General features: G+C 70.2%; 19 protein-coding genes. 10 read left to right on the top strand and 9 right to left on the bottom strand.

Going from position 1 to position 22,950, the window contains the following annotated elements; all coding sequences use genetic code 11:
• The first annotated feature begins 178 nt into the window (after positions 1-178).
• From AC0IWM_RS00645 to AC0IWM_RS00620, 6 genes are all read left to right on the top strand, one after another.
• Positions 179-1,093, top strand: coding sequence for an ABC transporter permease (locus tag AC0IWM_RS00645; protein WP_471752602.1), 915 nt, complete (start codon positions 179-181; stop codon positions 1,091-1,093).
• The gene (locus AC0IWM_RS00640; protein ID WP_471752601.1) at positions 1,090-2,043 is read left to right on the top strand and encodes an ABC transporter permease; all 954 of its coding nucleotides are present in this window, start codon (positions 1,090-1,092) and stop codon (positions 2,041-2,043) included. The genes AC0IWM_RS00645 and AC0IWM_RS00640 overlap by 4 nt, the downstream gene beginning before the upstream one ends.
• 38 nt (positions 2,044-2,081) lie before the next feature.
• A complete protein-coding gene (locus AC0IWM_RS00635) occupies positions 2,082-3,503 on the top strand; it encodes a M20 family metallopeptidase (protein WP_471752600.1) in 1,422 nt (473 codons plus the stop codon).
• 2 nt (positions 3,504-3,505) lie between these two features.
• Positions 3,506-5,119, top strand: a complete 1,614-nt coding sequence (locus AC0IWM_RS00630) for an ABC transporter ATP-binding protein (RefSeq protein WP_471752599.1) — start codon at positions 3,506-3,508, stop codon at positions 5,117-5,119.
• 667 nt (positions 5,120-5,786) lie between these two features.
• Positions 5,787-6,386 carry a helix-turn-helix transcriptional regulator gene (locus AC0IWM_RS00625; RefSeq protein WP_471752598.1) on the top strand — a complete coding sequence of 200 codons (600 nt, stop codon included), beginning with the start codon at positions 5,787-5,789 and terminating at the stop codon, positions 6,384-6,386.
• Positions 6,387-6,598: 212 nt separating this feature from the next.
• A complete protein-coding gene (locus AC0IWM_RS00620; RefSeq protein ID WP_056471924.1) occupies positions 6,599-6,862 on the top strand; it encodes a hypothetical protein in 264 nt (87 codons plus the stop codon).
• Positions 6,863-7,006: 144 nt separating this feature from the next.
• On the opposite strand, the gene AC0IWM_RS00615 is transcribed toward AC0IWM_RS00620, so the two are convergent.
• Positions 7,007-8,353, bottom strand: a complete 1,347-nt coding sequence (locus AC0IWM_RS00615; protein WP_471752597.1) for a PQQ-dependent sugar dehydrogenase — start codon at positions 8,351-8,353, stop codon at positions 7,007-7,009.
• Positions 8,354-8,551: 198 nt separating this feature from the next.
• Between AC0IWM_RS00615 and AC0IWM_RS00610 the strand changes: the two genes are divergently transcribed.
• Complete coding sequence (locus tag AC0IWM_RS00610) at positions 8,552-9,508, top strand: TAXI family TRAP transporter solute-binding subunit (protein ID WP_471752596.1); 957 nt, start codon at positions 8,552-8,554, stop codon at positions 9,506-9,508.
• A 62-nt stretch (positions 9,509-9,570) separates the two neighbouring features.
• Complete coding sequence (locus tag AC0IWM_RS00605) at positions 9,571-10,083, top strand: SRPBCC family protein (RefSeq protein ID WP_471752595.1); 513 nt, start codon at positions 9,571-9,573, stop codon at positions 10,081-10,083.
• Between the two features lie 26 nt (positions 10,084-10,109).
• Here AC0IWM_RS00605 and AC0IWM_RS00600 read toward each other — a convergent pair whose 3' ends face one another.
• A complete protein-coding gene (locus AC0IWM_RS00600; RefSeq protein ID WP_471752594.1) occupies positions 10,110-11,657 on the bottom strand; it encodes a sensor domain-containing diguanylate cyclase in 1,548 nt (515 codons plus the stop codon).
• Between the two features lie 224 nt (positions 11,658-11,881).
• Between AC0IWM_RS00600 and AC0IWM_RS00595 the strand changes: the two genes are divergently transcribed.
• Entirely contained in the window at positions 11,882-12,106 is a 225-nt protein-coding gene (locus AC0IWM_RS00595; protein WP_471752593.1) for a hypothetical protein, read from the top strand.
• Between the two features lie 19 nt (positions 12,107-12,125).
• Here the strand turns inward: AC0IWM_RS00595 and AC0IWM_RS00590 are convergent, their stop codons facing one another.
• Positions 12,126-12,413, bottom strand: a complete 288-nt coding sequence (locus AC0IWM_RS00590; RefSeq protein ID WP_471752592.1) for an MTH1187 family thiamine-binding protein — start codon at positions 12,411-12,413, stop codon at positions 12,126-12,128.
• A 373-nt stretch (positions 12,414-12,786) separates the two neighbouring features.
• Between AC0IWM_RS00590 and AC0IWM_RS00585 the strand changes: the two genes are divergently transcribed.
• Positions 12,787-13,377: a hypothetical protein gene (locus AC0IWM_RS00585; RefSeq protein ID WP_471752591.1), complete on the top strand. Its 591-nt coding sequence runs from the start codon at positions 12,787-12,789 to the stop codon at positions 13,375-13,377.
• Between the two features lie 102 nt (positions 13,378-13,479).
• Here the strand turns inward: AC0IWM_RS00585 and lpdA are convergent, their stop codons facing one another.
• The 6 genes from lpdA to mdh form a co-directional block, all read right to left on the bottom strand.
• Positions 13,480-14,880, bottom strand: coding sequence for a dihydrolipoyl dehydrogenase (lpdA, locus tag AC0IWM_RS00580; RefSeq protein WP_471752590.1), 1,401 nt, complete (start codon positions 14,878-14,880; stop codon positions 13,480-13,482).
• Between the two features lie 114 nt (positions 14,881-14,994).
• Positions 14,995-16,287: a 2-oxoglutarate dehydrogenase complex dihydrolipoyllysine-residue succinyltransferase gene (gene odhB, locus AC0IWM_RS00575; protein WP_471752589.1), complete on the bottom strand. Its 1,293-nt coding sequence runs from the start codon at positions 16,285-16,287 to the stop codon at positions 14,995-14,997.
• 80 nt (positions 16,288-16,367) lie between these two features.
• Positions 16,368-19,340 (bottom strand): 2-oxoglutarate dehydrogenase E1 component, encoded by a 2,973-nt coding sequence (locus AC0IWM_RS00570; protein ID WP_471752588.1) that lies wholly within the window; start codon positions 19,338-19,340, stop codon positions 16,368-16,370.
• Between the two features lie 222 nt (positions 19,341-19,562).
• The gene (sucD, locus tag AC0IWM_RS00565; protein WP_056471956.1) at positions 19,563-20,447 is read right to left on the bottom strand and encodes a succinate--CoA ligase subunit alpha; all 885 of its coding nucleotides are present in this window, start codon (positions 20,445-20,447) and stop codon (positions 19,563-19,565) included.
• 9 nt (positions 20,448-20,456) lie between these two features.
• Entirely contained in the window at positions 20,457-21,653 is a 1,197-nt protein-coding gene (sucC, locus tag AC0IWM_RS00560) for an ADP-forming succinate--CoA ligase subunit beta (RefSeq protein ID WP_056471959.1), read from the bottom strand.
• Between the two features lie 109 nt (positions 21,654-21,762).
• The gene (mdh, locus tag AC0IWM_RS00555) at positions 21,763-22,725 is read right to left on the bottom strand and encodes a malate dehydrogenase (protein ID WP_471752587.1); all 963 of its coding nucleotides are present in this window, start codon (positions 22,723-22,725) and stop codon (positions 21,763-21,765) included.
• Positions 22,726-22,950 lie beyond the last annotated feature (225 nt).

Raw genomic sequence — 22,950 nt, 5'->3', positions numbered from 1 at the left:
GAGAGGTTAGGAGTGGGGGTGCCGGGGCGATCCTCAGTCCGTCGAGGGTGTCCCAACCACCCCATCTCCAACTCCTTCCCGCAAGGGGGAGGAGGGCCACGCCGAGACTGACACGGTCGATCAGAACACCTGAAATCCGTGCACGTCGACCGACAACACCGAACGAGGGAACCCGGCCGTGCTCAGGTTCATGATCCAACGAAGTCTCGTGGCCCTCGCGGTCGCCGTGACGGTGTCGGTGGCGAGTTTCATGCTGCTGCACCTGTCGGGCGACCTCGCCACCGCCATCGCCGGGCCGGAGGCGACCTCCGTGCAGGTGGAGGCGATCCGGGTCCAGTACGGGCTCGACCAGCCGCTCCTGGCGCAGTTCGTCGCCTGGGCGGCCAAGGCGATCCGGCTCGATTTCGGCAACTCGTTCTACTTCCGCGAGAGCGTGATCGACCTCCTGGCCGCCCGCCTGCCGATCACCCTGTTCCTCGGCGTGGTGGCGCTCGCCGTCGCGCTGTTCGTGGCGATCCCCCTCGGGGTGCTCGCCGCGGTCAAGCGCGACACCTGGATCGACCGGGCCGCGCTCTCGGTCTCGGTGCTGGGGCAGGCGATGCCGAGCTTCTGGTTCGGCCTGACCCTGATCATGGTCTTCTCGGTGAACCTGCGCTGGCTGCCGGTCTCCGGCAACACGACCTGGAAGCACTTCGTGCTGCCGGCCGTCGCGCTGGGCTACTACGCCATGCCGGCGGTGATGCGCCTCACCCGCAACGGCATGCTCGAAGTGCTGGCCTCCGACTACGTCCGCACCGCCCGCGCCAAGGGCCTGCCCCCGCGCAAGATCCTGATCCGGCACGCGCTGCGCAACGCCGTCATCCCGGTGATCGCGCTCGCCGCCGTCCAGTTCGGCTTCATGCTCGGCGGCTCCATCGTCATCGAGGCGGTGTTCTCGCTCCAGGGGCTCGGCCAGCTCGCCTGGGAATCCATCGCCCGCAACGACTTCCCCGTGGTGCAGGCGATCGTGCTGGTCCTGGCGATGATCTACATCGCCCTGACGCTGGCCGCCGACCTCCTCAACGCCCTCCTCGATCCCCGGCTGCGCCAATGACCCTCCAGCCATCCGCCTCCCCCCTCGCAGCCGGTCTGCCCGAGACGCCAGCGACCCTTCCGGTCGACGGCCCGGCCCCGCCCTCCGCCGCCCGCTCACCCACCGTGCTGGCGCTTCGGCGCGGGCTGCATCACGGCGGCTTCCTGATCGGCGCCGGCATCCTCGGGACCATCCTGCTCTGCGCCCTCGCCGCGCCGCTGATCGCGCCCCACGATCCCTACGCCCAGGACGTCTCCCGGCGCCTGATCCCGCCGATCTGGCAACAGAAGGGCACCTGGGACCACGTGCTCGGCACCGACAAGCTCGGGCGCGATTATCTCAGCCGGCTGATCTACGGCAGCCAGATCTCGCTCCTCATCGGGATCGCGGCCGCCGCCATCTCGGGGGTGATCGGAACGACGCTCGGCCTCTGCGCCGGCTATTTCGGCGGCAAGGTCGACGCGGTGGTGAGCTACGTCGTGACCACGCGGCTCGCCATGCCGGTGGTGCTGGTGGCGCTCGCCATGGCCTCCCTGGTCGGCGGCTCGCTGAAGGTGGTGGTGCTGGTGCTCGGCTTCCTGCTCTGGGACCGCTTCGCCGTGGTCACCCGCGCGGCGACCCGGCAGATCCGCGACCAGGACTTCATCGCGGCGGCGCGCGCCACGGGGTTCTCCCCGGCCCGCATCCTGTTCCAGGAGGTGCTGCCGAACATCCTCAACGCGCTCATCGTGGTGGCGACCCTGGAGATGGCGCACGCCATCCTGCTCGAGGCCGCCCTGTCCTTCCTCGGCCTCGGCGTCCAGCCGCCCCTGCCGTCCTGGGGCCTGATGATCGCGGAGGGCAAGCCGTACATGTTCTTCCAGCCCTGGGTCATCACCATCCCGGGCGTCGCGCTCCTGGTCCTCGTCCTGGCGATCAACCTGCTGGGCGACGGCATCCGCGACGTCACCGCCCCCGAGGGGCGGCGCTGAGCCCCCGCACCGACCCGTCACCGAGACCGAGTGAGTCCATGTCCCGACACGATGCCATCGCGCGCGCCGCGCGCCACTACGACGAGGGCGCTTTCCTCGAGGTCCTTCAGGATGCCGTCGCCCGTCCCACCGAGAGCCAGACCGCCGGCCAATTGCCGAAGCTGCGCGCCTACCTCGACGACTTCCTCGTTCCGCTGATCGCGCCGCTCGGCTTCACCAGCCGCATCCGCGACAATCCGGACGGCACCCACGGCCCCTTCCTCATCGCCGAGCGCCACGAGGGCGATGCGCTTCCCACCGTGTTGATCTACGGCCACGGCGACACCGTGCGGGGCTACCCCGAGCAGTGGCGCGACGGCCTCGCCCCCTGGACCATCACCATCGAGGGCGAGCGCTGGTACGGGCGCGGCACCGCCGACAACAAGGGCCAGCACATCCTCAACCTCGGCGCGCTGGCGGCGGTGATGGCGGCGCGGGACGGACGCCTGGGCTTCAACACCAAGCTGCTGATCGAGATGGGCGAGGAAGCCGGCTCGCCGGGCCTGCGCGAAATCTGCCGGGCCGAGGCCGAGGCCCTGAAGGCCGACGTCCTCATCGCTTCGGACGGACCGCGGGTCAGCGCCGAGCGCCCGACCGTCTTCCTCGGCTCGCGGGGCGGCTACACCTTCGAGATGCTGCTGGATCTGCGCGCGGGCGCCCACCATTCCGGCAATTGGGGCGGCCTGCTGCGCAACCCCGGCACGGTGCTGGCCAACGCCATCGCCACCCTGGTCGACGGGCGCGGCAAGATCCTCCTCGACGCCCTGCGCCCGCCCGCGATCCCCGACGGCGTCCGCGCGGCGCTGGCCGACATCGCCGTCGGCACCGACCCGACCGCGCCGAAGATCGACGCGGATTGGGGCGAGCCCGGGTTGAGCGCGGCCGAGCGCGTCTTCGCCTGGAACACCCTCGAGGTGCTGGCCTTCAAGACCGGCGACCCGGATGGCCCCCTCAACGCCGTGCCGCCCAACGCCAAGGCGACCCTGCAGCTGCGCTTCGTCGTCGGCACCGACTGGGAGGCGATCCTGCCGGCGCTGCGCACCCACCTCGATGCGCACGGCTTTCCGATGGTCGAGGTCCGCGCCGCCCGCACGGAGGTGTTCCGCGCCACCCGGCTCCCCGTCGAGGACCCCTGGGTCGACTGGGCGCTGGCCTCGATCGCCGAGAGCACGGGCAAGCGCCCCGCCCTGCTGCCGAACCTCGGCGGCTCCCTGCCCAACGACGCCTTCTCGGAGATCCTCGGCCTGCCCACCCTGTGGGTGCCCCATTCCTACCCGGCCTGCCTCCAGCACGGCCCGGACGAGCACCTGCTCGGACCGCCCTCGCGCGAGGCCCTGATGCTGATGGCGGGCCTGTACTGGGATCTGGCCGAGACCGGGCCGGCGGTGCTCGCCCGGCGCGAAGCCCTCAAGGGAGCCTGAGCATGAGCGAGCCCGTCGTCCGCATCCGGAACCTCACCCTGGCGCTGCCGAAGGGCTCGGACCGGCCCCACGCCGTCGAGGACCTCTCCCTCGACCTGATGCCGGGCAAGATCCTCTGCGTCGTCGGCGAATCGGGCTCGGGCAAGTCGATGAGCGCCTACGCGCTCACCGGCCTCCTGCCCCGCGCGCTGAAGCCGGTCGGCGGGGAGATCCTGTTCGAGGGCCAGAACCTCCTAACCCTGGACGAGCGCGGCTGGCGCGCCCTGCGCGGGCGCCGCATCGCCATGGTGTTCCAGGAGCCGATGACGGCCCTCAACCCGGTCATGCGCATCGGCGACCAGATCGCCGAGATGTTCGAGGCGCACGACCTCCTCACCCCGGCCGAGCGCAGGGCGCGGGCGGTGGCGCTCGCCACGGAGGTCGGCCTGCCCGACCCGGTGCAGATCGTGCGGGCCTACCCGCACCAGCTCTCCGGCGGCCAGCGCCAGCGCGCCATGATCGCCATGGCGCTGGCCCTCGAACCCTCGATCCTCGTCGCCGACGAGCCGACCACGGCGCTGGACGTCACCACCCAGGCCCAGATCCTCAAGCTCGTCCGCGACCTGCAGCGGCGGCGCGGCATGAGCGTCCTGTTCATCACCCACGATTTCGGCGTGGTGGCCGACATCGCCGACCACGTCGCCGTGCTCCAGCGCGGCCGGCTGGTGGAGCAGGGCAGCGCCGAGGCGGTCCTGCAGGACCCGCAGCATCCCTACACCCAGGCCCTGCTCGCGGCCGTGCCGAGCCTCGTGCCCCCGGCGCGCGCCTCCCGCGAGGCCGAGCCCGTCGCCCTCTCGGCCATCGGCCTGACCAAGACCTACACCACGCGAGCCGGCCTGTTCGGCAAGCCGCGCGTGGTCGCGGCGGTCAAGGCGGTGGCCTTCGACGTCCGGCGCGGGGAGACCCTCGGCCTCGTCGGCGAATCCGGCTCGGGCAAGTCCACCACCGCCCGCCTCGCGATCCGGCTGATCGAGCCCGACCAAGGCACGGTGCGCCTCGGCAGCCTCGACTACACGGCGCTGCCCCCCCGCGCCCTGCGCGAGGAGCGCAAGCGCATCCAGATGATCTTCCAGGACCCCTTCGCCTCCCTGAACCCGCGCCGCACGGTCGAGCAGATCATCACCGCCGGTCCGATCGCCCACGGCACGCCGGCCCGCGAGGCCCGCGCCCGCGCCCGCGAACTCCTCGACCTCGTCGGCCTCTCGGCGAGCGCGGCCGAGCGCTACCCCAACGCCTTCTCCGGCGGCCAGCGCCAGCGCATCGGCATCGCCCGGGCGCTGGCCATGGAACCCGACGTGCTCGTGGCCGACGAGGCGGTCTCGGCCCTCGACGTCTCGGTCCAGGCGCAGGTGCTCGACCTTCTGGAAGACCTCAAGCGGCGCCTGAACCTCGCGATGCTGTTCATCACCCACGACCTGCGCGTCGCCGCCAAGATCTGCGACCGCATCGCCGTGATGCATCGCGGCGCCATCGTGGAGATGCGTCCCACCGCCGACCTCTTCCGCGCGCCCGAGCACGCCTATACGCGCGATCTTCTCGGCGCCGTGCCGGGGCTGCAGGCCATGCGCGCCGGATGAGGGGGGCAGCGGCCCGGGCGTGAGCCCGGGGCCGGCGCGTCCCGTTCGACGCGAGACGGCTCAGGACAATTGACGCGTCGTCCGCAGCAGTCTGTAAAGGTATTCGCGCGCGCAGCCGGAGACTTCGGCCGGCCATACGCCTCGGATCCGTTGGACGTCTCCATGCACCTCGACGACGATGCTGTGCGCAGGATCGAAGACAGCATCATCTCGGCGGCGATTCAGCCGGAGCGGTGGACGGATGCCGTTTCCCTGCTGGTCGCCGCGACGGGGGCACGCGGCGCGGGCGCGCTTCCGCTCAGGGGGCGCGTTCCCGGCATACCGATGAGCGACAGCCTGGAGGCGGTCGCCGACGGTTACTTCCGCGGCGGCTGGTCCGAGCGGGACTACCGCACCAACGGCTTGCCCAAGCTGATCAGGACCGGGCTCTTCGTCGACCAGGATTACGCGACGCCGGACATCATGCGGACGGAGCCGTTCTACGCGCGCTATCTTCGGCCGCACGGCTTCCAATGGTCCGCCGGCATGCTGGTCGAGGTCGGTGGCGACGCCTGGGTGATGATGCTGCAGCGGACCGGCGACCAAGGTCCGTACACGCCGGAGGAACAGCTGGCCTTGAAGAGGCTGATCGCCCCCCCTGAACCGCGCGGCCCAGCTCGCTCACAGCATGGGCGAGGCCCGCCTGAACGGGATCGCGGACGCCTTCGGGGCCATCCGCAATCCGAGCCTGCTGCTGGATCGGACCGGGCGGGTCCTGCGGGTCAGTGCCGCCGCGGAACGCCTGCTGGGCCGCGATCTGAACATCCGGGCGGGCGAGTTGGTCGTTCCGGCCGATGCCCGTGCCACGGCGGCCATCCGCCGGCACATCGCGGCCGCGGTCTGGACCGACCTGAAGCCCGACAATCCGGCCCTGGCGCCGGTCGTCGTCGAGCGTGAGGGTTGCAGGCCTCTGATCCTGCGGGCGCAGCCGCTGCGGAAGACCGGGCTGGAATACTTCGACGGGTGCCGGGCCATCCTGACCATCGTCGATCTCGATGCGCGCTCACCGGCCGATCACGGCCTTCTCAAGCAACTCTACGGCTTGACGCCGAAGGAGTCGGAGCTCTGCAACGCCCTTCTCGCGGGACACGGCCCCCAGGATTGTACGGACCTTCTCCAGATGTCGATGGCCACCGTGCGGAGCCATCTGAAACGGATCTTCGCGAAGACCGGAACCTCCGGCCAGAGCGAGCTGCTGCTGCTGCTCAGCCAGCAGGCGCGCCTCTGACGCGACGGCTTCCCGGACGAGCCGGCCGCCCCCACGCCCGTCGCCGCCTGATGGTCTCTCGTGGTGGAATCGCTGCAGGTCGCGTCTCGCGGCGCGCCCGAACATTTCCGAACCGTGTCGGCGAGAACTCTGATACGCTCCGCCTTTCGGCTCATGAGACAGGGACGGACCCGGATCCCTGCGGTGACCTCGTCATGGGAAGAGAGACACCGATGACCGATGAGAAGCCGAACATGGAATTCTCCGACCTGACCGGGCGGGCGACCCAGGACGGCGTCACCGTGACCGTGAACGTCTATCGCTTCGCGGGCACGCAGGATCCGTGGACGCTGGAGGTCATCGACCAGGCGGGGTGGTCGACGGTCTGGAGCGACACCTTCGAATCCGACGAGGATGCACTCGACGCCTTCACCGACGCCGTCGAGGAGGGCGGGGGCATGCGCGCGTTCCTGGAGCCGCCGCCGACCCTGCACTGATCCGCCTCCGAGGCCGGCTCGGGGACCCGCCCCGTCCCCCGCGACGGCGCCGAAGGACCCGCCCCGGGGCGTCGCTCGCCTCGTCGGAAGCGAGCCGGACGTCGATGCGGGCGAGCCCGGCCCCGGCGGTCGGCTCGGAGGCCGCTACTGGGTCCGGCTGGTGGCGCTCACCCGCCAGATCGTCTTGCCGACATCGTCCGAGACCAGCAGCGCGCCGGTCTTGTCGAGGATGACGCCCACCGGGCGCCCCTGGGCCTTCTCGTCGGCGTTGAGGAAGCCCGTCAGCGCGTCGACCGGCTGTCCGGTGGGCTTGCCGTCCTTGAAGGGCACGTAGATCACCTTGTAGCCGCTCTTCGGCCGGCGGTTCCACGAGCCGTGCTGGGCGACGAAGAGGCCGCTCTTCCAGGCCTCCGGGAGGCTGCTCGCCTGCGAGAACGCGATGCCGAGGGAGGCGGTGTGGGTGCCGACCGCGTAGTCCGGCGCGATCGCCTTGGCGACGAGGTCTGGCTTCTGCGGCTGCACGCGCTCGTCCACGTGGTTGCCCCAGTAGCTGTAGGGCCAGCCGTAGAAGCCGCCCTCCTGCACGGAGGTGATGTAGTCGGGCACGAGGTCGCTGCCGATCTCGTCGCGCTCGTTCACCGCGGTCCAGAGCTTGCCCGTCACCGGCTCGAACCCGAGGCCGTTCGGGTTGCGCAGGCCGGTGGCGTATTCGCGCATCTGCTTGGTGGCGATGGTGTATTCCCAGATCGCCGCGCGGCCGGTCTCCTTGTCGAGGCCGTTCTCGCCGACATTGCTGTTCGAGCCGACGGTCACGTAGAGCTTCTGACCGTCGGGGCTGGCGATGACGTTCTTGGTCCAGTGGTGATTGATGCCGGACGGCAGGTCGACGACCTTCTCCGGCGTCGCCGTGATCTCGGTCTGGCCCGCCTGATAGGGCACCTTCACCAGCGAATCCGCATTGGCGACGTAGAGGTCCGAGCCGACCAGCGCCATGCCGAAGGGCGAGTGCAGGTCCTTGAGCAGCACGTGGCGCTCCTCGGCGACGCCGTCGCCGTTCGCGTCGCGCAGGAGAACGATGCGGTCGGGGCTCTTCACCCCGGCGCCGGCCAGGCTCTTGACCTTGTCGGCGACCCAGTCGGCGACGCCGGTCGAGGGATCGTCGGTCTGCGGCTTGTTGGCCTCGGCCACGAGCACGTCGCCGTTGGGCAGGAGGGACATCCAGCGCGGATGCTCGAAGTTCTCCGCGTAGGCCGCGACCTGCAGCCCGGCGGCGGCCTGGGGCTTGGCGCCGTTCTCCCAGCGGGCGACGCGGGCGATGTTCACGGTGGGCATCAGGGTCGGGTTCGGAGCCGGCAGGGTCGGGCTGGCGCCCTGCCCGGCCGAGGCCTCGAGGGTGGCCTTCTCCGGATAGACGATGAAGCGCACGAAGGCTGCGCCGCCGAGGAGGATGACGGCCAGGGCGCCGAGGCCGAGTTTCGATCGAGTCCGCATGACGACCACTTCAGCTTGCACGTTGCGCGCGGCCCGCGCGGCCACGTCTCAGCGGGTCAAGCCTCCGAGACCGGTTTTGGCTCCCTCGCGACGTGCCGCAGCCCCTTGCGCGAGCCCGGCCGCTTCCGCTTGAATGCCGTCCGCGACCCTGCGGGCCGGGGCGGCGGTGCCGCGGCCCCTGATAGACCGGGTGGACCCATGCTCAGGCGCTCATTCCTCGTCGGGGCCACGGCGGCGACGCTGTTCGTGCCCGGGCGGGCGCGATCGGCCGGCGCGCCGGGTGGCCTCGTGCTGGCGACGGCGACGCCGGGCGGCTCGTTCCCGGCCTTCGGTCAGGCGCTGGTGGAGGCGCTGGGCGCGACCGATCCGACCCTGTCCATCACCCTGCGGCCGTCCAAGGGCTCGGCCGAGAATGTGGGCCTCCTGAAGAGCGGCACCGTCGATCTCGCCCTGGTCCAGGGCGATTACGCCACCGACGCCCTCGGGGCCGAGCCCGAGGCGGGTCCGCGCCTCACCGTGGTGGCGCCGGTGAACGCCTCGCCCGGCCTCTTCGTCGTCCTGGCTGCCAGCGAGATCCGCGGCGTCCCGGACCTCCGGGGCCGGCGCGTCGTCCTCGGCACCCACGCCTCCGGCCTCACCGTCATGGGCCGGACCGTCCTGGCCGGCTCGGGGATCGATCCCGACCGCGACATCGAGCCGATCCTCCTCGACCGGGCCGGCGACGGGGCGGTCATGGTGCAGGACGGGCGCGCCGCGGCGCTCTGGGGGGCGGGCCTCGGCTGGCCCGGCTTCCGGACGTTGGCGGAGGCGCCAGGCGGCGCCCGCTTCTTCGGACCCGCCCCGGACGCGATCGACCGCATCCTGGCGCTGGGGACCTCGCTGCGCCGCCGCACCGTGCCGGCGAACGCCCTCAAGGGCCAGCAGGCGCCCATCGACACGGTGGGCTCGTGGAGCTTCGTCCTCGCCCGGCCGGACATCGACGGGGCGCTGGTGGCCCGCTTCGTCGCGGCTCTGGCCGGGAGCCAGGCGCGCCTCGCGCAGAGCTATCCGCAGGGCGGCGACAGCGACCCGCGCAACCTCGTCGACGCCGTGCCCCACGGCTGGCTGCACCCGGCGAGCGCCGCCTACCTGCGCGGCATCGGCGCCCTCCCCTGAGGAAAGGCGCAACCTTCGCTCCCGCCGCCCGGTTGCGCTGAGCGGAAGCGGGGAGAACGACCATGCGGCAGGCCATCTCAGGGATCGTCCTCGCGGTCCTGGCCGGCCCGGCCGGCGCGATCGAGGTCTCCCGCAGCCGCGACATCCCGGCTCCGCCCGCCGCCGTGTGGGCGCTCATCGGCGGCTTCTGCTCCATCGCCCTGTGGCATCCGCAGGTCGCCGCCTGCGAATCCTCCGGAACCCGGGAGGATCTGGACCGGGAGGACAACGAGCCGATGCGCCGGCTCGTCGTCGCCGGGGGCCTCGGCACCCTCGTCGAGGCCGAGACCCGGCGCGACGAGGCCGGGATGAGCTACAGCTACGCCTTCGTCGAGGGTCCCCTGCCCGTGGCGGCCTACAACGCCACCCTTCAGGTCCGCCCGAACGGCACCGGCGCGACGGTGGTCTGGAGCGCGACCTTCGACCCGGCCGGCCTGAGCGAGGTCGCGGCCCGGGCCGATATCGAGGGCGTCTACGACCAGGGCCTCGACGGCATCGCCCGGGAGTTCGGCGCCCCGGCGGCCCGGCCGAAATAGGCCGCCTGCGACCGCCCGCTGCGGGATCAGCCCGCCGCCAAGCGAAGGCCGGCCCTGTCCGGGCGCCGGACCTGCACCTGATTGCGCCCGTTCGCCTTGGCCACGTAGAGCGCCTGGTCCGCCGCCTCGACGAAGGCGGCGGGGTCGACCGCCCTGATCTCGGGAATCTGCGCCAGGCCGATGCTGACCGTGAGCATTCCGAGGGGGCTGCCGGCATGGGGCAGCGCCCAGCCCGCCACGGCCTCGCGGATGCGCTGGGCGACGGTCTCCGCCCCCGCCGCATCGGTCTCGGGCAGGATCACGGCGAATTCCTCGCCGCCGATGCGGCAGGCCGTGTCGGAGACGCTGGCGATGCTGACCTCGATGGAGCGTGCGATCAGCCGCAGGGCCTCGTCGCCCCGTTGATGCCCGTAGCGATCGTTGAAGCCCTTGAAGTAGTCCGCGTCGAGAACGAGGAGCGAGAGCGGCAGCTGGTTGCGGACAGCCCGGCGCCATTCGCGGCCGAGGACGTCGTCGAACCGCCGCCGGTTGGCGAGGCCCGTCAGGGCATCGGTGGTCGCCAGCTTCTCCAGCTGGACGTTGAGGTCGAGGGCAGCCTGCTCCGCCGCCTTGCGCTGGTGGAGCTCACGCCGGAACAGCCCGGTCAGGACGATGGTGGTGGCGCACAGGCTGAGCACCACCGCGCCGAGAACGAGGGCGCGGTGCCACCACTCGGCGTAGATCTCCGCGGGCGCCACGGCGATGCTGAGGTGGAGCGGAAGGTCCCCGACCTTGGTGAACACGAAGTCGCGGCTGCCCTCGCCCACCAGCGCGGGGCCGCTGAAGCGGCCCTCCGGCGCATCGAGGAACCGCCGGTAGCTGTCCGTGGCCGAGACGCTGCGGCCGATCACGCCCTCGTCGTAGGGCTCGCGCATGATGATCGCACCGCCCGGACCGTGGAGGGTGACGGTGCCGGCATGATCGGCGCCGACGGCGGCGAAGAGCTGGCGGAAATAGTCGAGATAGATCGATCCCACCACCACTCCGGCGAAGCTGCCGTCCGGGTCCGACAGGCGCCGGCTGATGATCAGCACCCGCCTGCCGGTGAGGCGCGAGATCAGCGGCTGGCTGATGTGCAGCGCGTTTCCCGGATGGGTGACGTGATACTGGAAGTATTCGCGGTCGGCGTAGTTCAGCGGCTCCGGCGCGAGCGATTTCGAGCTGATGATGAGCTTGCCGGTCCTGTCGAACACGAGGGTGTGGCCGAAATTCTCGGCGGTGGCGGCGCGGTCGAACAGGATCATCTGCCGGAGCTCGGGATCGGCCTCGGCGAGCTCGGGAAGCTTCAGGCCGTCGACCACGGACCGCAGGGAGAGGTCGTAGATCTCGATGTTGCGGGCGATGTCCCGCCCGAGGACCTGCACGAGGCTGCGCGACGTCATCTCCGAGCGCCGGGCCGCATCGAGGCGCATCTGCCAGAGCATGAAGGCCGAGACGGCGCAGAGACCGACCACCGAGAGCAGGTTGATGGCGCTCAGCCACCGGGCCGAGTGCGTCCACTGAAAGTGCCGCATCCGGAGGGGTCGCGTCGGCATCGTCAGGATCCTGGCATCCATCGGTGATCCGGCGGCCGACGGGTTGGCGGGAGGATGACGAGAGCCGGCAGGACCGAGTCATCGCCCGGGAGCGGTTAATTCTTCCTCTGTCGGGCGCGTCCCGTGCGATGGCGGACCGTCCGGGACGACCCGGCGGGCGGATCAAGCGGCCGGCCGGCGGCGTTGCCCGTCGAAGCGGACCGAACCGGACGGAAGGACACGCCATGGCATCCCGGCACAGCCCCATCCTGCTCCTCGCCCTCGGACTGGCGACGCCGGCCGCGGCTCAGACGCCGCCGGCTTCCAGTGGGGACGCGCGCGGCGCGGCGGTGTGCACGGCGCAGGCCGACAGGAACGGCCTCACGGGGCCCGGCCGCGACACCTTCCTGCGGGAATGCCTGGCCGGCGAGACCCTGGATCGGCCGAAGGCGGATCCGTCGAAGCCGTGACCGGTTCGGCGGCCGTCGCTCAGAGCACGGCCGTCAGCTTGTCCGCCATGGATTGCTCCTTGTCGCGCCGGGACGAGAACGCCATCGTGAAGAAGACGCGCTGCACGCCGATCTCGCTGAGCTTGGCCTCGCAGGCCTCGATGAGCGCGCAGATCTCGCCGAGCTCGCCCTCGATGTTCGTCCCGTTGGCGTGCATCTCGGCATTGAGGGGACTCGCGTCGATGATCGCCTTGATCGCCTTCACGTAGGGCGAGACCGATGGGCCGACGCCCATCGGGACGATGCACAGATCCGCCACGACCTTCATGATTCTTCTCCCTGCGCTTCACGGTCCTGCCAGAGGTGGCAGGTGTCCTGTCCTGTCAATCACCTCCGGGGACCGCCCGCTCGCGCCAAACCGAAATCGACGGCGAGTTCTTCGCCGGAGGCAATCTTCGTCGAAGCAGGGACAGGGATCGCGGGGTGCGGCCCTCCGGTTACCAGTCGTCGGTGTCCGTGATCTCCCCCTCGGCCAGGCCGGAGGCCGGATCATCCCGTGCGGAACGGAATCGCCGCCTTCGCCGTATCTGCTGATCACTGGCGACCCCTCCCCGGCCCGCGGCCCTGACCCATCCGGGACCGGATGCATCCTGGCTCCGAGCCCGTTCGGGGAGCGGTCGGTTGGACGGGAGACGACAGCCTTGACCGACAGGTTTCGCGCCTTTGCCGCTGCGATCGCCGCGCTACTCCTGCTGACGGCGGGGGCGGTTCAGGCCCAGACCGCCACCGAGGCGCCGGCCGTCCCGGTGGAGGACGAAGCGCGGCCGGGTCCGCCGCCTCCGCTGCCGGATCTGGCCGATTCCAACGGGCGGGCGGGCGAGCCCCTGAACCAGCCCGGCCCGGCCTCCGGCATCCCCAGGGCGCTTCGCGGCTCGGCCGACCGAGCCGGCGGCCCGGCCAACGACCTGACGCAGGTCGACCGGCCCGACGAGCCGCCGCTGCCCAAGGCCGATCTCGCACAGGTGCTGGAGGGCAAGGCCCTGTTTCACGGCAATTATTGCGGCGCCGGCCAGCGCGGCGAGGGCCTGCCGCCCACCGACGACCTCGACGCGGCCTGCATGCGCCACGACGCCTGCTTCGACGCCGCCGGGCATCGTTCCTGCGCCTGCAACGTCACCCTCGAACGGGAGGCGGCCGCCGTCTCGGAGCGGCCCGGCCTCTCGCGCCAGGTCCGCGAGCGGGCGCTCAGCGTGGCCCAGGCGGCCGACGTGATGGCCTGCCAGGCGCCCTGATCGGGTCTCCGGGACCGGCGAGCCCCGATGGTCCCGCGCCCGCATGAAAACGGCCGCCGCTCGGGGGAGCGACGGCCGCCTGGACGCGAGAGCGTGCGGGGATCAGATGTGGATCGCGCGCTTGCCGACCGCGAGGGCCGCTTCCTTGACCGCCTCCGTGAGGGTCGGGTGGGCGTGGCAGGTGCGGGCGACGTCCTCGGCCGAGGCGCCGAACTCCATCGCCACCGCGACCTCCGCGATCAGGTTGCCGGCATCGGCCCCCACGATGTGGACGCCGAGGACGCGGTCGGTGGTCGCGTCGGCCAGGATCTTCACGAAGCCGTCCGTGGTGTGGTTCACCTTGGCGCGGCCGTTGGCGGTGAAGGGGAATTTCCCGCTGTTGTAGGCGATGCCGTCCTTCTTCAGCTCTTCCTCCGTCTTCCCGACGGAGGCGACCTCCGGATAGGTGTAGACCACGTTCGGGATCACGCCGTAGTTCACGTGGCCCGACTGGCCGGCCAGCAGCTCGGCCACGGCCACCCCCTCGTCCTCGGCCTTGTGGGCCAGCATCGGCCCGGCGATGACGTCGCCGATCGCGTAGATGCCGGTGACGTTGGTGGCGTAGTGGCTGTCCGTCTGGATGCGGCCCTTGTTGTCGAGGCCGACGCCCACCGTCTCCAGGCCGAGGCCCTCGGTGTAGGGCACCCGGCCGATGGCCACGAGCACCACGTCGGCCTGCAGCTTCTCGGCCTCGCCGCCGGCGGCGGGCTCCACCGTGACGGTGGCGGCGCCGTCGCCGACCTCGACGCCCGTGACCTTGGACGAGAGCTTGAACTGCACGCCCTGCTTGCCGAGGATGCGCTGGAACTGCTTGCCGACCTCGCCGTCCATGCCCGGGAGGATCCGGTCGAGATACTCGACCACGGTCACCTCGGACCCGAGGCGACGCCAGACCGAGCCGAGCTCGAGGCCGATGACGCCGGCACCGATGATGAGGAGCTTGCCCGGAACCTTCTCCAGGGCGAGGGCACCGGTGGAGGAGACGACGATCTTCTCGTCGATGCTGACGCCGGGGAGCTTCGTGACGTCCGAGCCCGTGGCGATGACGACGTTCTTCGTCTCCAGGAGCTGGTTGCCGCCGTCCTCGGACAGCACCTCGACGCGGCCCGCGCCGGCCAGCCGCGCGGTGCCCCGATAGGCGTCGATGCCGTTCTTCTTGAGCAGGAACTCGACGCCCTTGGTGTTGCCGTCGACGCCGTCCTGCTTGAAGGTCATCATCTTGGCGAGGTCGAGCTCGGGCGCGTTCACGATGACGCCCATGTCGGCGAAGTGCTTGCCCGCCTCCTCGAAGGCCTCGGAGGCGTGCAGCAGCGCCTTCGAGGGAATGCAGCCGACGTTGAGGCAGGTGCCGCCATGGCTGGCCCGCTTCTCCACCACGGCCGTCTTGAGGCCGAGCTGGGCGGCCCGGATGGCGCAGACGTAACCGCCGGGGCCGGTGCCGATGACGACGAGATCGTAGGACATAGGAATCTGACTCGCTGGATTGGGCGGCGGGTCATGCCCCACCATCGATGGACGAAGCGCGCGGAAGCGTCCGGCCACGCGGGAGCGCGGCCGGCGGACGGCAGCTGCCGGGCCTTAGAGGTCGAGCACGAGGCGTGCCGGATCCTCCAGCGCCTCCTTGACGCGCACGAGGAAGGTCACGGCCTCCTTCCCGTCGACGATGCGGTGATCGTAGGACAGGGCGAGGTACATCATCGGCCGCGCCTCGATCTTGCCGGCGCGCACGACGGGGCGCTCCTCGATGCGGTGCATGCCGAGGATGCCGGATTGCGGCGCGTTGAGGATCGGGGTCGACATCAGCGAGCCGTAGATGCCGCCGTTGGTGATCGTGAAGGTGCCGCCCTGCATCTCGTCGATGGAGAGCTTGCCGTCGCGGGCCTTCTTGCCGAAGCCGGCGATCTTCTTCTCGATGCCGGCGATCGACAGGTCGTCGGCGTCGCGCACCACCGGCACCACGAGGCCCTTGTCGGTGCCGACGGCGATGCCGATGTGGTAGTAGTTCTTGTAGACGAGGTCCTGCCCGTCGATCTCGGCGTTCACCGCCGGCACGTCCTTGAGGGCGCCGATCACCGCCTTGGTGAAGAAGCCCATGAAGCCGAGCTTGGTGCCGTGCTTCTTCTCGAAGATGTCCTTGTACTGACTCCGCATCGCCATCACGGCCGACATGTCGACGTCGTTGAACGTCGTCAGCATCGCGGCTGTGTCCTGCGCGTCCTTGAGACGGCGGGCGATGGTCTGGCGCAGCTTGGTCATGCGCACGCGCTCCTCGCGCGCCGCATCGTCGGGTTTCGAGGGTGCGCGCGGGGCGGCGGGCTTCGCCTCCCGGGCGGGCGCGGGCGCCGGGGCGGACGGCCCCTTGGCGGTCGCCTCCAGCATGTCGCCCTTGGTCACGCGGCCGTCCTTGCCGCTGCCGTTCAGGGTCGCGGGGTCGATGCCGGACTCGCGCGCCATCTTGGCGACCGCGGGGCCGTGGTCGCCGGACTCGCGGGCGGCCGGGGGGGCGGCGTCGCCGTGGTTGCCGTAGGCGGCCGAGGAATCCTGGGCCGGAGCCTCCGCGGGCTTGCCCTCGGTCCTGGTCTCGGCCTTGGCTTCGGCCTTCTTCGGCGCCGCGGCCTTGCCGCCGCCGGCCCCGGCCTCGACGATCGAGCCGAGGAGCGCGCCGGGCTCCACCGTCTCGCCGTCCTTGGCCAGGATCTCGCCGAGCTGGCCCGCCGCCGGCGCGTTCACCTCCAGGGTGACCTTGTCGGTCTCGAGCTCCACCAGGGGCTCGTCGGCCGCCACGGTGTCGCCCGGCTTCTTGAACCAGCGGCCGATGGTGGCCTCGCTCACGGATTCGCCCAGGGTCGGGACGACGATATCGGTTGCCATGGTTCAGTGTCCGTCCGGAGGGTTCGGGACGCCGCTCCGCGGCGCCCTCGGATCGAGAAATGTGGGGGAAGGGCGGGCGGTCAGACCGCCAGCGCCTCGTTGAGGAAGGCCTGGAGCTGGGCCTGGTGCTTCGAGAGCATGCCCACCGCCGTGGAGGCGGAGGCCGGGCGGCCGACGTAGCGCGCGCGCTTCACCGGCGACTGGGCCTGGCCGAGCACCCATTCGAGGTAGGGCTCGACGAAGGCCCAGGAGCCCATGTTCTTCGGCTCCTCCTGGCACCACACCACCTCGGCGTTGCGGAACCGGCTCATCTCGTTGGCGAGCGCCTTCAAGGGGAACGGGTAGAGCTGCTCGACGCGCATCAGGTAGACGTCGGTGACGCCGCGCTTCTCGCGCTCCTCGTAGAGGTCGTAATAGACCTTGCCCGAGCACAGCACGACGCGCCGGACCTTGTCGTCCTTGACGAGCTTGATGCCGTCCTCGTCGCGCTCGGCATCGTCCCAGAGCACGCGGTGGAAGCTCGAGCCCTCCGCCATCGCCTCGATCGGCGAGACCGCCTTCTTGTGACGCAGGAGTGACTTCGGCGTCATCAGGATCAGCGGCTTGCGGAACTCGCGGTGCAGCTGGCGGCGCAGGATGTGGAAGTAGTTCGACGGCGTCGTGCAGTTGGCGACCTGCATGTTGTCCTCGGCGCACATCTGCAGGAAGCGCTCCAGGCGGGCGGAGGAGTGCTCCGGCCCCTGGCCCTCGTAGCCGTGCGGCAGCAGCAGGGTCAGGCCCGACATGCGCAGCCACTTGCGCTCGCCGCTGGAGATGAACTGGTCGATGACCACCTGGGCACCGTTGGCGAAGTCGCCGAACTGCGCCTCCCACAGCACCAGGGCGTTGGGCTCGGCCGCCGAGTAGCCGTACTCGAAGCCGAGCACCGCCTCCTCGGAGAGCATCGAGTTGATGACCTCCAGGCTGGCCTGGCCCTCGCGGATCGAGTTCAGCGAGGTGTAGCGCTGCTCGTTCTCCTGGTCGATCACCACGGCGTGGCGCTGGGAGAAGGTGCCGCGCTCGACATCCTGGCCCGAGAGGCGGACGCGATTGCCCTCGATGAGGAGCGAGCCGAAGGCCAGGGCCTCGGCGGTCGCCCAGTCGATGCCCTTGCCCGATTCCACCGCCTTGGCGCGGTTGTCGAAGAAGCGCTGGATCGTGCGGTGCAGGTGAAAGCCGGGCGGCGGCGTGGTGATGCGCTGGGCGATCTCCCGCAGGGTCTCGGCGGGCACGCCGGTCTTGCCGCGGCGGGGATCGTCCACGTCCTCGCGCACCGCCTTGAACCCGGCCCAGCGCCCGTCGAGCCAGTCGGCCTTGTTGGCCTTGTAGTTCGTGGCGACCTCCAGCTCGGCGTCGAGAATGGCGCGGAACTCGGCCTTGCGGGTGTCGAGCTGCTCCTGGCTCAGCACGCCCTCGGCGACGAGCTTCTTGCCGTAGGTCTCCAGCGCGGTCGGGTGCTTGCGGATGCGCTGGTACATCTTCGGCTGGGTGAAGGCCGGCTCGTCGCCCTCGTTGTGGCCGAAGCGGCGGTAGCACAGCATGTCGATGACGACGGGCTTGCCGAACTTCTGGCGGTACTCGATGGCGATCTTGGCCGCGAAGGTCACGACCTCCGGGTCGTCGCCGTTGCAGTGGAAGATCGGGGCCTCCACCATCTTGGCCACGTCGGACGGGTAGGGCGAGGAGCGCGAGAAGCGCGGATCGGTGGTGAAGCCGATCTGGTTGTTGATGATGAAGTGGATCGAGCCGCCGGTGCGGTGGCCCTTCAAGCCGGACAGGCCGAGGCACTCGGCCACCACGCCCTGGCCCGCGAAGGCGGCGTCGCCGTGGATGAGCAGCGGCACCACGCGGGTGCGCTCCACCGTGGGCTTGGCCCGCTGGTCCTGCTTGGCGCGCACCTTGCCGAGCACGACGGGATCGACGATCTCGAGATGCGACGGGTTGGCGGTGAGCGAGAGGTGGACGTTGTTGCCGTCGAAGGCGCGGTCCGACGAGGCACCGAGATGGTACTTCACGTCGCCGGAGCCCTCGACCTCGGCCGGGTTGGCCGAGCCGCCCTTGAACTCGTTGAACACCGCCCGGAAGGGCTTGGCCATCACGTTGGTGAGCACGTTGAGGCGGCCGCGATGGGCCATGCCCACGACGATCTCCTCCGCACCCAGCGCGCCGCCGCGCTTGATGATCTGCTCGAGCGCCGGGATCATCGCCTCGGAGCCGTCGAGGCCGAAGCGCTTGGTGCCGGTGTACTTGAGGTCGAGGAACTTCTCGAAGCCCTCGGCCTCGATCAGCTTGTTGAGGATCGCGCGGCGGCCCTCGGGCGTGAAGGTGATCTCCTTGCCCTTGCCCTCGATGCGCTCCTGGATCCAGGCCTTCTCCTCAGGATTGGAGATGTGCATGAACTCGACGCCGAGCGTCTGGCAGTAGGTGCGCTCCAGGATCTCGACGATCTCGCGGATGGTCGAGAATTCGAGGCCGAGCACGTTGTCGAGGAAGATCGGGCGGTCCCAATCCTTCTCCTCGAAGCCGTAATGCTGCGGGTGCAGTTCCTCGTGGTCGCCGCGGGGGGCGAGGCCGAGGGGATCGAGCTTGGCGTGCAGGTGGCCGCGCATGCGGTAGGCGCGGATCAGCATGATCGCGCGGACCGAATCCTTGGTCGCCTGCTCCACCGAGATGCCGGGGGCGGAGGCGATGACGACGCCCTTGGCCGGGGCCGAGGCGGTGTCGGACTTGGCGCGGATCTTGTCGCCCATCGCCTTCTCGACGGTGGCCCAGTTGCCGTCGAGGGCCGAGACGATCTCGCCGTTGGCGTGGATCGGCCAGTTCGGCCGCTCCCAGGAGGCGCCGGCCGCGTTCTTCTCGGCGAGCCCCTTGTCCTCGTTCAGGGACCGGAAGAACGTCTGCCACTCGGGGTCGACCGAGTTCGGATCACGGGCGTAAGCCGCCTGCAGCTCCTCGATATAGGCGGCGTTGCCGCCGTAGAGGAACGAGGTTTCGAGCGCGTCCTGGCGTGCCATCGTTCGGGTCATCCTGCCGCTGTGCGGGGTCCTCCGCCGGGGAGGCTCCCTGCCCGACCCACCTCGGCGCGGATCGCGGAGGGGATCGGATGTATCGGGAAAGACGCGGGCACCGTCGGGCTCGCGTCGCTCGTTCGTAGATGGGGTCGCGGACCTGAACGCCGGAGCAATGCAGGCCTGCGATCCCCGCGCGTCAGCCGCGCGGATTCAGCCGCGCGAGCCTCAGCCGCGCAGGACTTCGACGAGGGTGCTGCCGAGCCGCGCCGGCGAGGGCGAGACCCGGATGCCGGCCGCTTCCATGGCGGCGATCTTGTCCTCGGCGCCGCCCTTGCCGCCGGAGATGATGGCGCCCGCATGGCCCATGCGGCGGCCCGGAGGCGCCGTGCGGCCGGCGATGAATCCGACCATGGGCTTCTTGCGGCCGCGCTTGGCCTCGTCGGCCAGGAACTGCGCCGCCTCCTCCTCGGCCGAGCCGCCGATCTCGCCGATCATCACGATCGACTCGGTCTTGTCGTCGGCCAGGAACAGCTCGAGCATGGAGATGAATTCGGTGCCCTTCACCGGGTCGCCGCCGATGCCCACCGCCGTGGTCTGGCCGAGGCCGGCATTGGTGGTCTGGAACACGGCCTCGTAGGTCAGCGTGCCGGAGCGGGAGACGATGCCCACCGAGCCCGGCTTGAAGATGTTGGCCGGCATGATGCCGATCTTGCACTGGCCGGCGGTGACGATGCCGGGGCAGTTCGGTCCCACGAGGCGGGACTTCGAGCCTTCGAGCGCGCGCTTGACCCGCACCATGTCGAGGACCGGGATGCCCTCGGTGATGCAGACGATGAGCGGAACCTCCGCCTGGATCGCCTCGCAGATCGCGTCGGCGGCGCCCGGCGGCGGCACGTAGACGACCGAGGCCGTCGCGCCCGTGGCCTCGCGCGCCTCGGCCACCGTGTCGAAGACCGGCAGGTTGAGGTGCTTGGAACCGCCCTTACCAGGGCTGGTGCCGCCGACCATCTTGGTGCCGTAGGCGATGGCCTGCTCGGAGTGGAAGGTCCCGTTCTTGCCGGTGAAGCCCTGGCAGATGACCTTGGTGTTCGCGTCGATCAGGATGGACATGGGGTACTCTCAGCCCTTCTTCACGGCGGCGACGATCTTCTGCGCGGCATCGTCGAGGTCGTCGGCGGGGATCACGTTCAGGCCGGAATTCCGGATGATCTCCTTGCCCTTCTCGACGTTGGTGCCCTCGAGGCGCACCACCAGGGGCACCTGCAGGCCGACGGCCTTCACCGCCGCGATCACGCCGTTGGCGATCACGTCGCACTTCATGATGCCGCCGAAGATGTTGACCAGGATGCCCTTCACCTGCGGGTCGGCGGTGATGATCTTGAAGGCCGCCGTGACCTTCTCCTCCGACGCGCCGCCGCCGACATCGAGGAAGTTCGCCGGCTCCTCGCCGTAGAGCTTGATGATGTCGAGGGTCGCCATCGCGAGGCCGGCGCCGTTGACCATGCAGCCGATGGTGCCGTCCAGCGCGATGTAGGCCAGGTCGTACTTCGAGGCCTCGATCTCCTTGGCGTCCTCCTCGGTCTCGTCGCGCAGGGCCACGATGTCGGGGTGCCGGTAGAGGGCGTTCGAGTCGAAGGAGATCTTGGCGTCGAGGCACTTGAGGTGGCCGTCGCCGGTGAGCACCAGCGGGTTGATCTCCAGCATGCTCATGTCCTTGGCGGTGAACGCCTCGTAGAGCCGCGTGGTGAGATCGCCGGCTTCCTTGGCCTGCGCGCCGGTGAGGCCGAGCGTCTTGGCGACGAGGCGGCCGTGATGGGGCATCACGCCGGTGGCGGGATCGACCGAGAAGGTGACGATCTTCTCCGGCGTGTCGTGCGCCACCGTCTCGATGTCCATGCCGCCTTCCGTCGAGACGACGTAGGCGACCTTGCCGGTCTCGCGGTCCACCAGCATCGAGAGGTAGAATTCCGCCTCGATCTGGGCGCCCTCCTCGATGTAGAGGCGGTTGACCTGCTTGCCGGCCTCGCCGGTCTGGATCGTGACCAGGGTCTGGCCCAGCATCTCGCCGGCGAACTGCTTGACCTCGTCGAGGGACTTGGTGACGCGCACGCCGCCCTTGGCGCCGGCGGGCGCGCCCTTGAAGGTGCCCTTGCCGCGGCCGCCCGCGTGGATCTGTGACTTCACCACCCAGACCGGGCCGCCGAGTTCCTTGGCGGCCGCCTCGGCCTCCTCCGGCTTGAAGATCGCCACGCCCTTGGAAACGGGCAGGCCGAATTCCTTCAGCACCGCCTTGGCCTGGTATTCGTGAATGTTCATGAACGTTTCTCCGCCTCGTCCCGGCGCCGGGCGCGGGAGTTCAGGACACGACACCGGCATCGTCGCGCCAGCCGCGCAGGCGGCCGGCGCGCGATGCTTCTCACTGTGGTCAGGCGAGCGCGGGGTTCACGCCCTTGCAGGCCTCGATCAGGGCCTTCACGGCGCCGACCGACTTGTCGAACATCGCCTTCTCGTCGCCGTTGAATTCCACTTCGAGGACGCGCTCGACGCCGTTCGCGCCGATCACGATCGGCACGCCCACATACATGTCGGAGACGCCGTACTCGCCGTTGAGGTAGGCGGCGCAGGGCAGCACGCGGCGCTTGTCGCGCAGGTAGCTCTCGGCCATGGCGATGGCGGAGGCGGCGGGGGCGTAGAAGGCCGAGCCGGTCTTGAGCAGGTTGACGATCTCGCCGCCGCCCTTGCGGGTGCGCTCGACCATGGCGTCGAGCTTCTCCTGGGTGGTCCAGCCGAGCTTGACCAGGTCGGGGAGCGGCACGCCGGCCACCGTGGAGTAGCGCACCAGCGGGACCATGTCGTCGCCGTGGCCGCCGAGCACGAAGGCGGTCACGTCCTCCACCGAGACCTTGAACTCGTCGGCGAGGAAGTGGCGGAAACGGGCGGAATCGAGGACGCCGGCCATGCCGACCACCTTGTGGGTGGGAAGCCCCGAGAACTTCTGCAGGGCCCAGACCATCGCGTCGAGGGGATTGGTGATGCAGATGACGAAGGCGTCCGGCGCGTGCTGCTTGATGCCGGTGCCGACGGCCTCCATGACCTTCAGGTTGATCCCGATCAGGTCGTCGCGGCTCATGCCGGGCTTGCGCGGCACGCCCGCGGTGACGATCACCACGTCGGCGCCGGCGATCGCGGCGTAGTCGCTGGCCCCCGTGTAGGTGGCGTCGAAGCCGTCGACCGGTGCGGATTCCGCGATGTCGAGGCCCTTGCCCTGCGGGACGCCGTCGGCGATGTCGAACAGCACGACGTCGCCGAGTTCCTTCAGGCCCGCCAGGTGCGCGAGGGTTCCACCGATCTGTCCAGCGCCGATGAGCGCGATCTTGCTGCGTGCCATGGGGGAAACGAACCTCCGGTCCTTGCGTAGCGGTCGCGGCGCTGGGAGGCTTCGAAAAACCACCGGCGCGTTGCTGCGCGGTGTGTGGCCGAAAAGGCCCAGAGCTTCAACCGAGACACGAAGGCCAAAGCAGGGTTCGGGCCAGGCCGGCCCGCGACCGCTTCCGTTACCCGCCATGAAAAGCCGAGGTATTGCCGTGCCTTAGGCGCGCGCGCTCAAATTCGG

This window comes from Methylobacterium sp. AC433, assembly GCF_979253015.1.
This window is presented reverse-complemented; position numbering and strand designations above follow the sequence as displayed.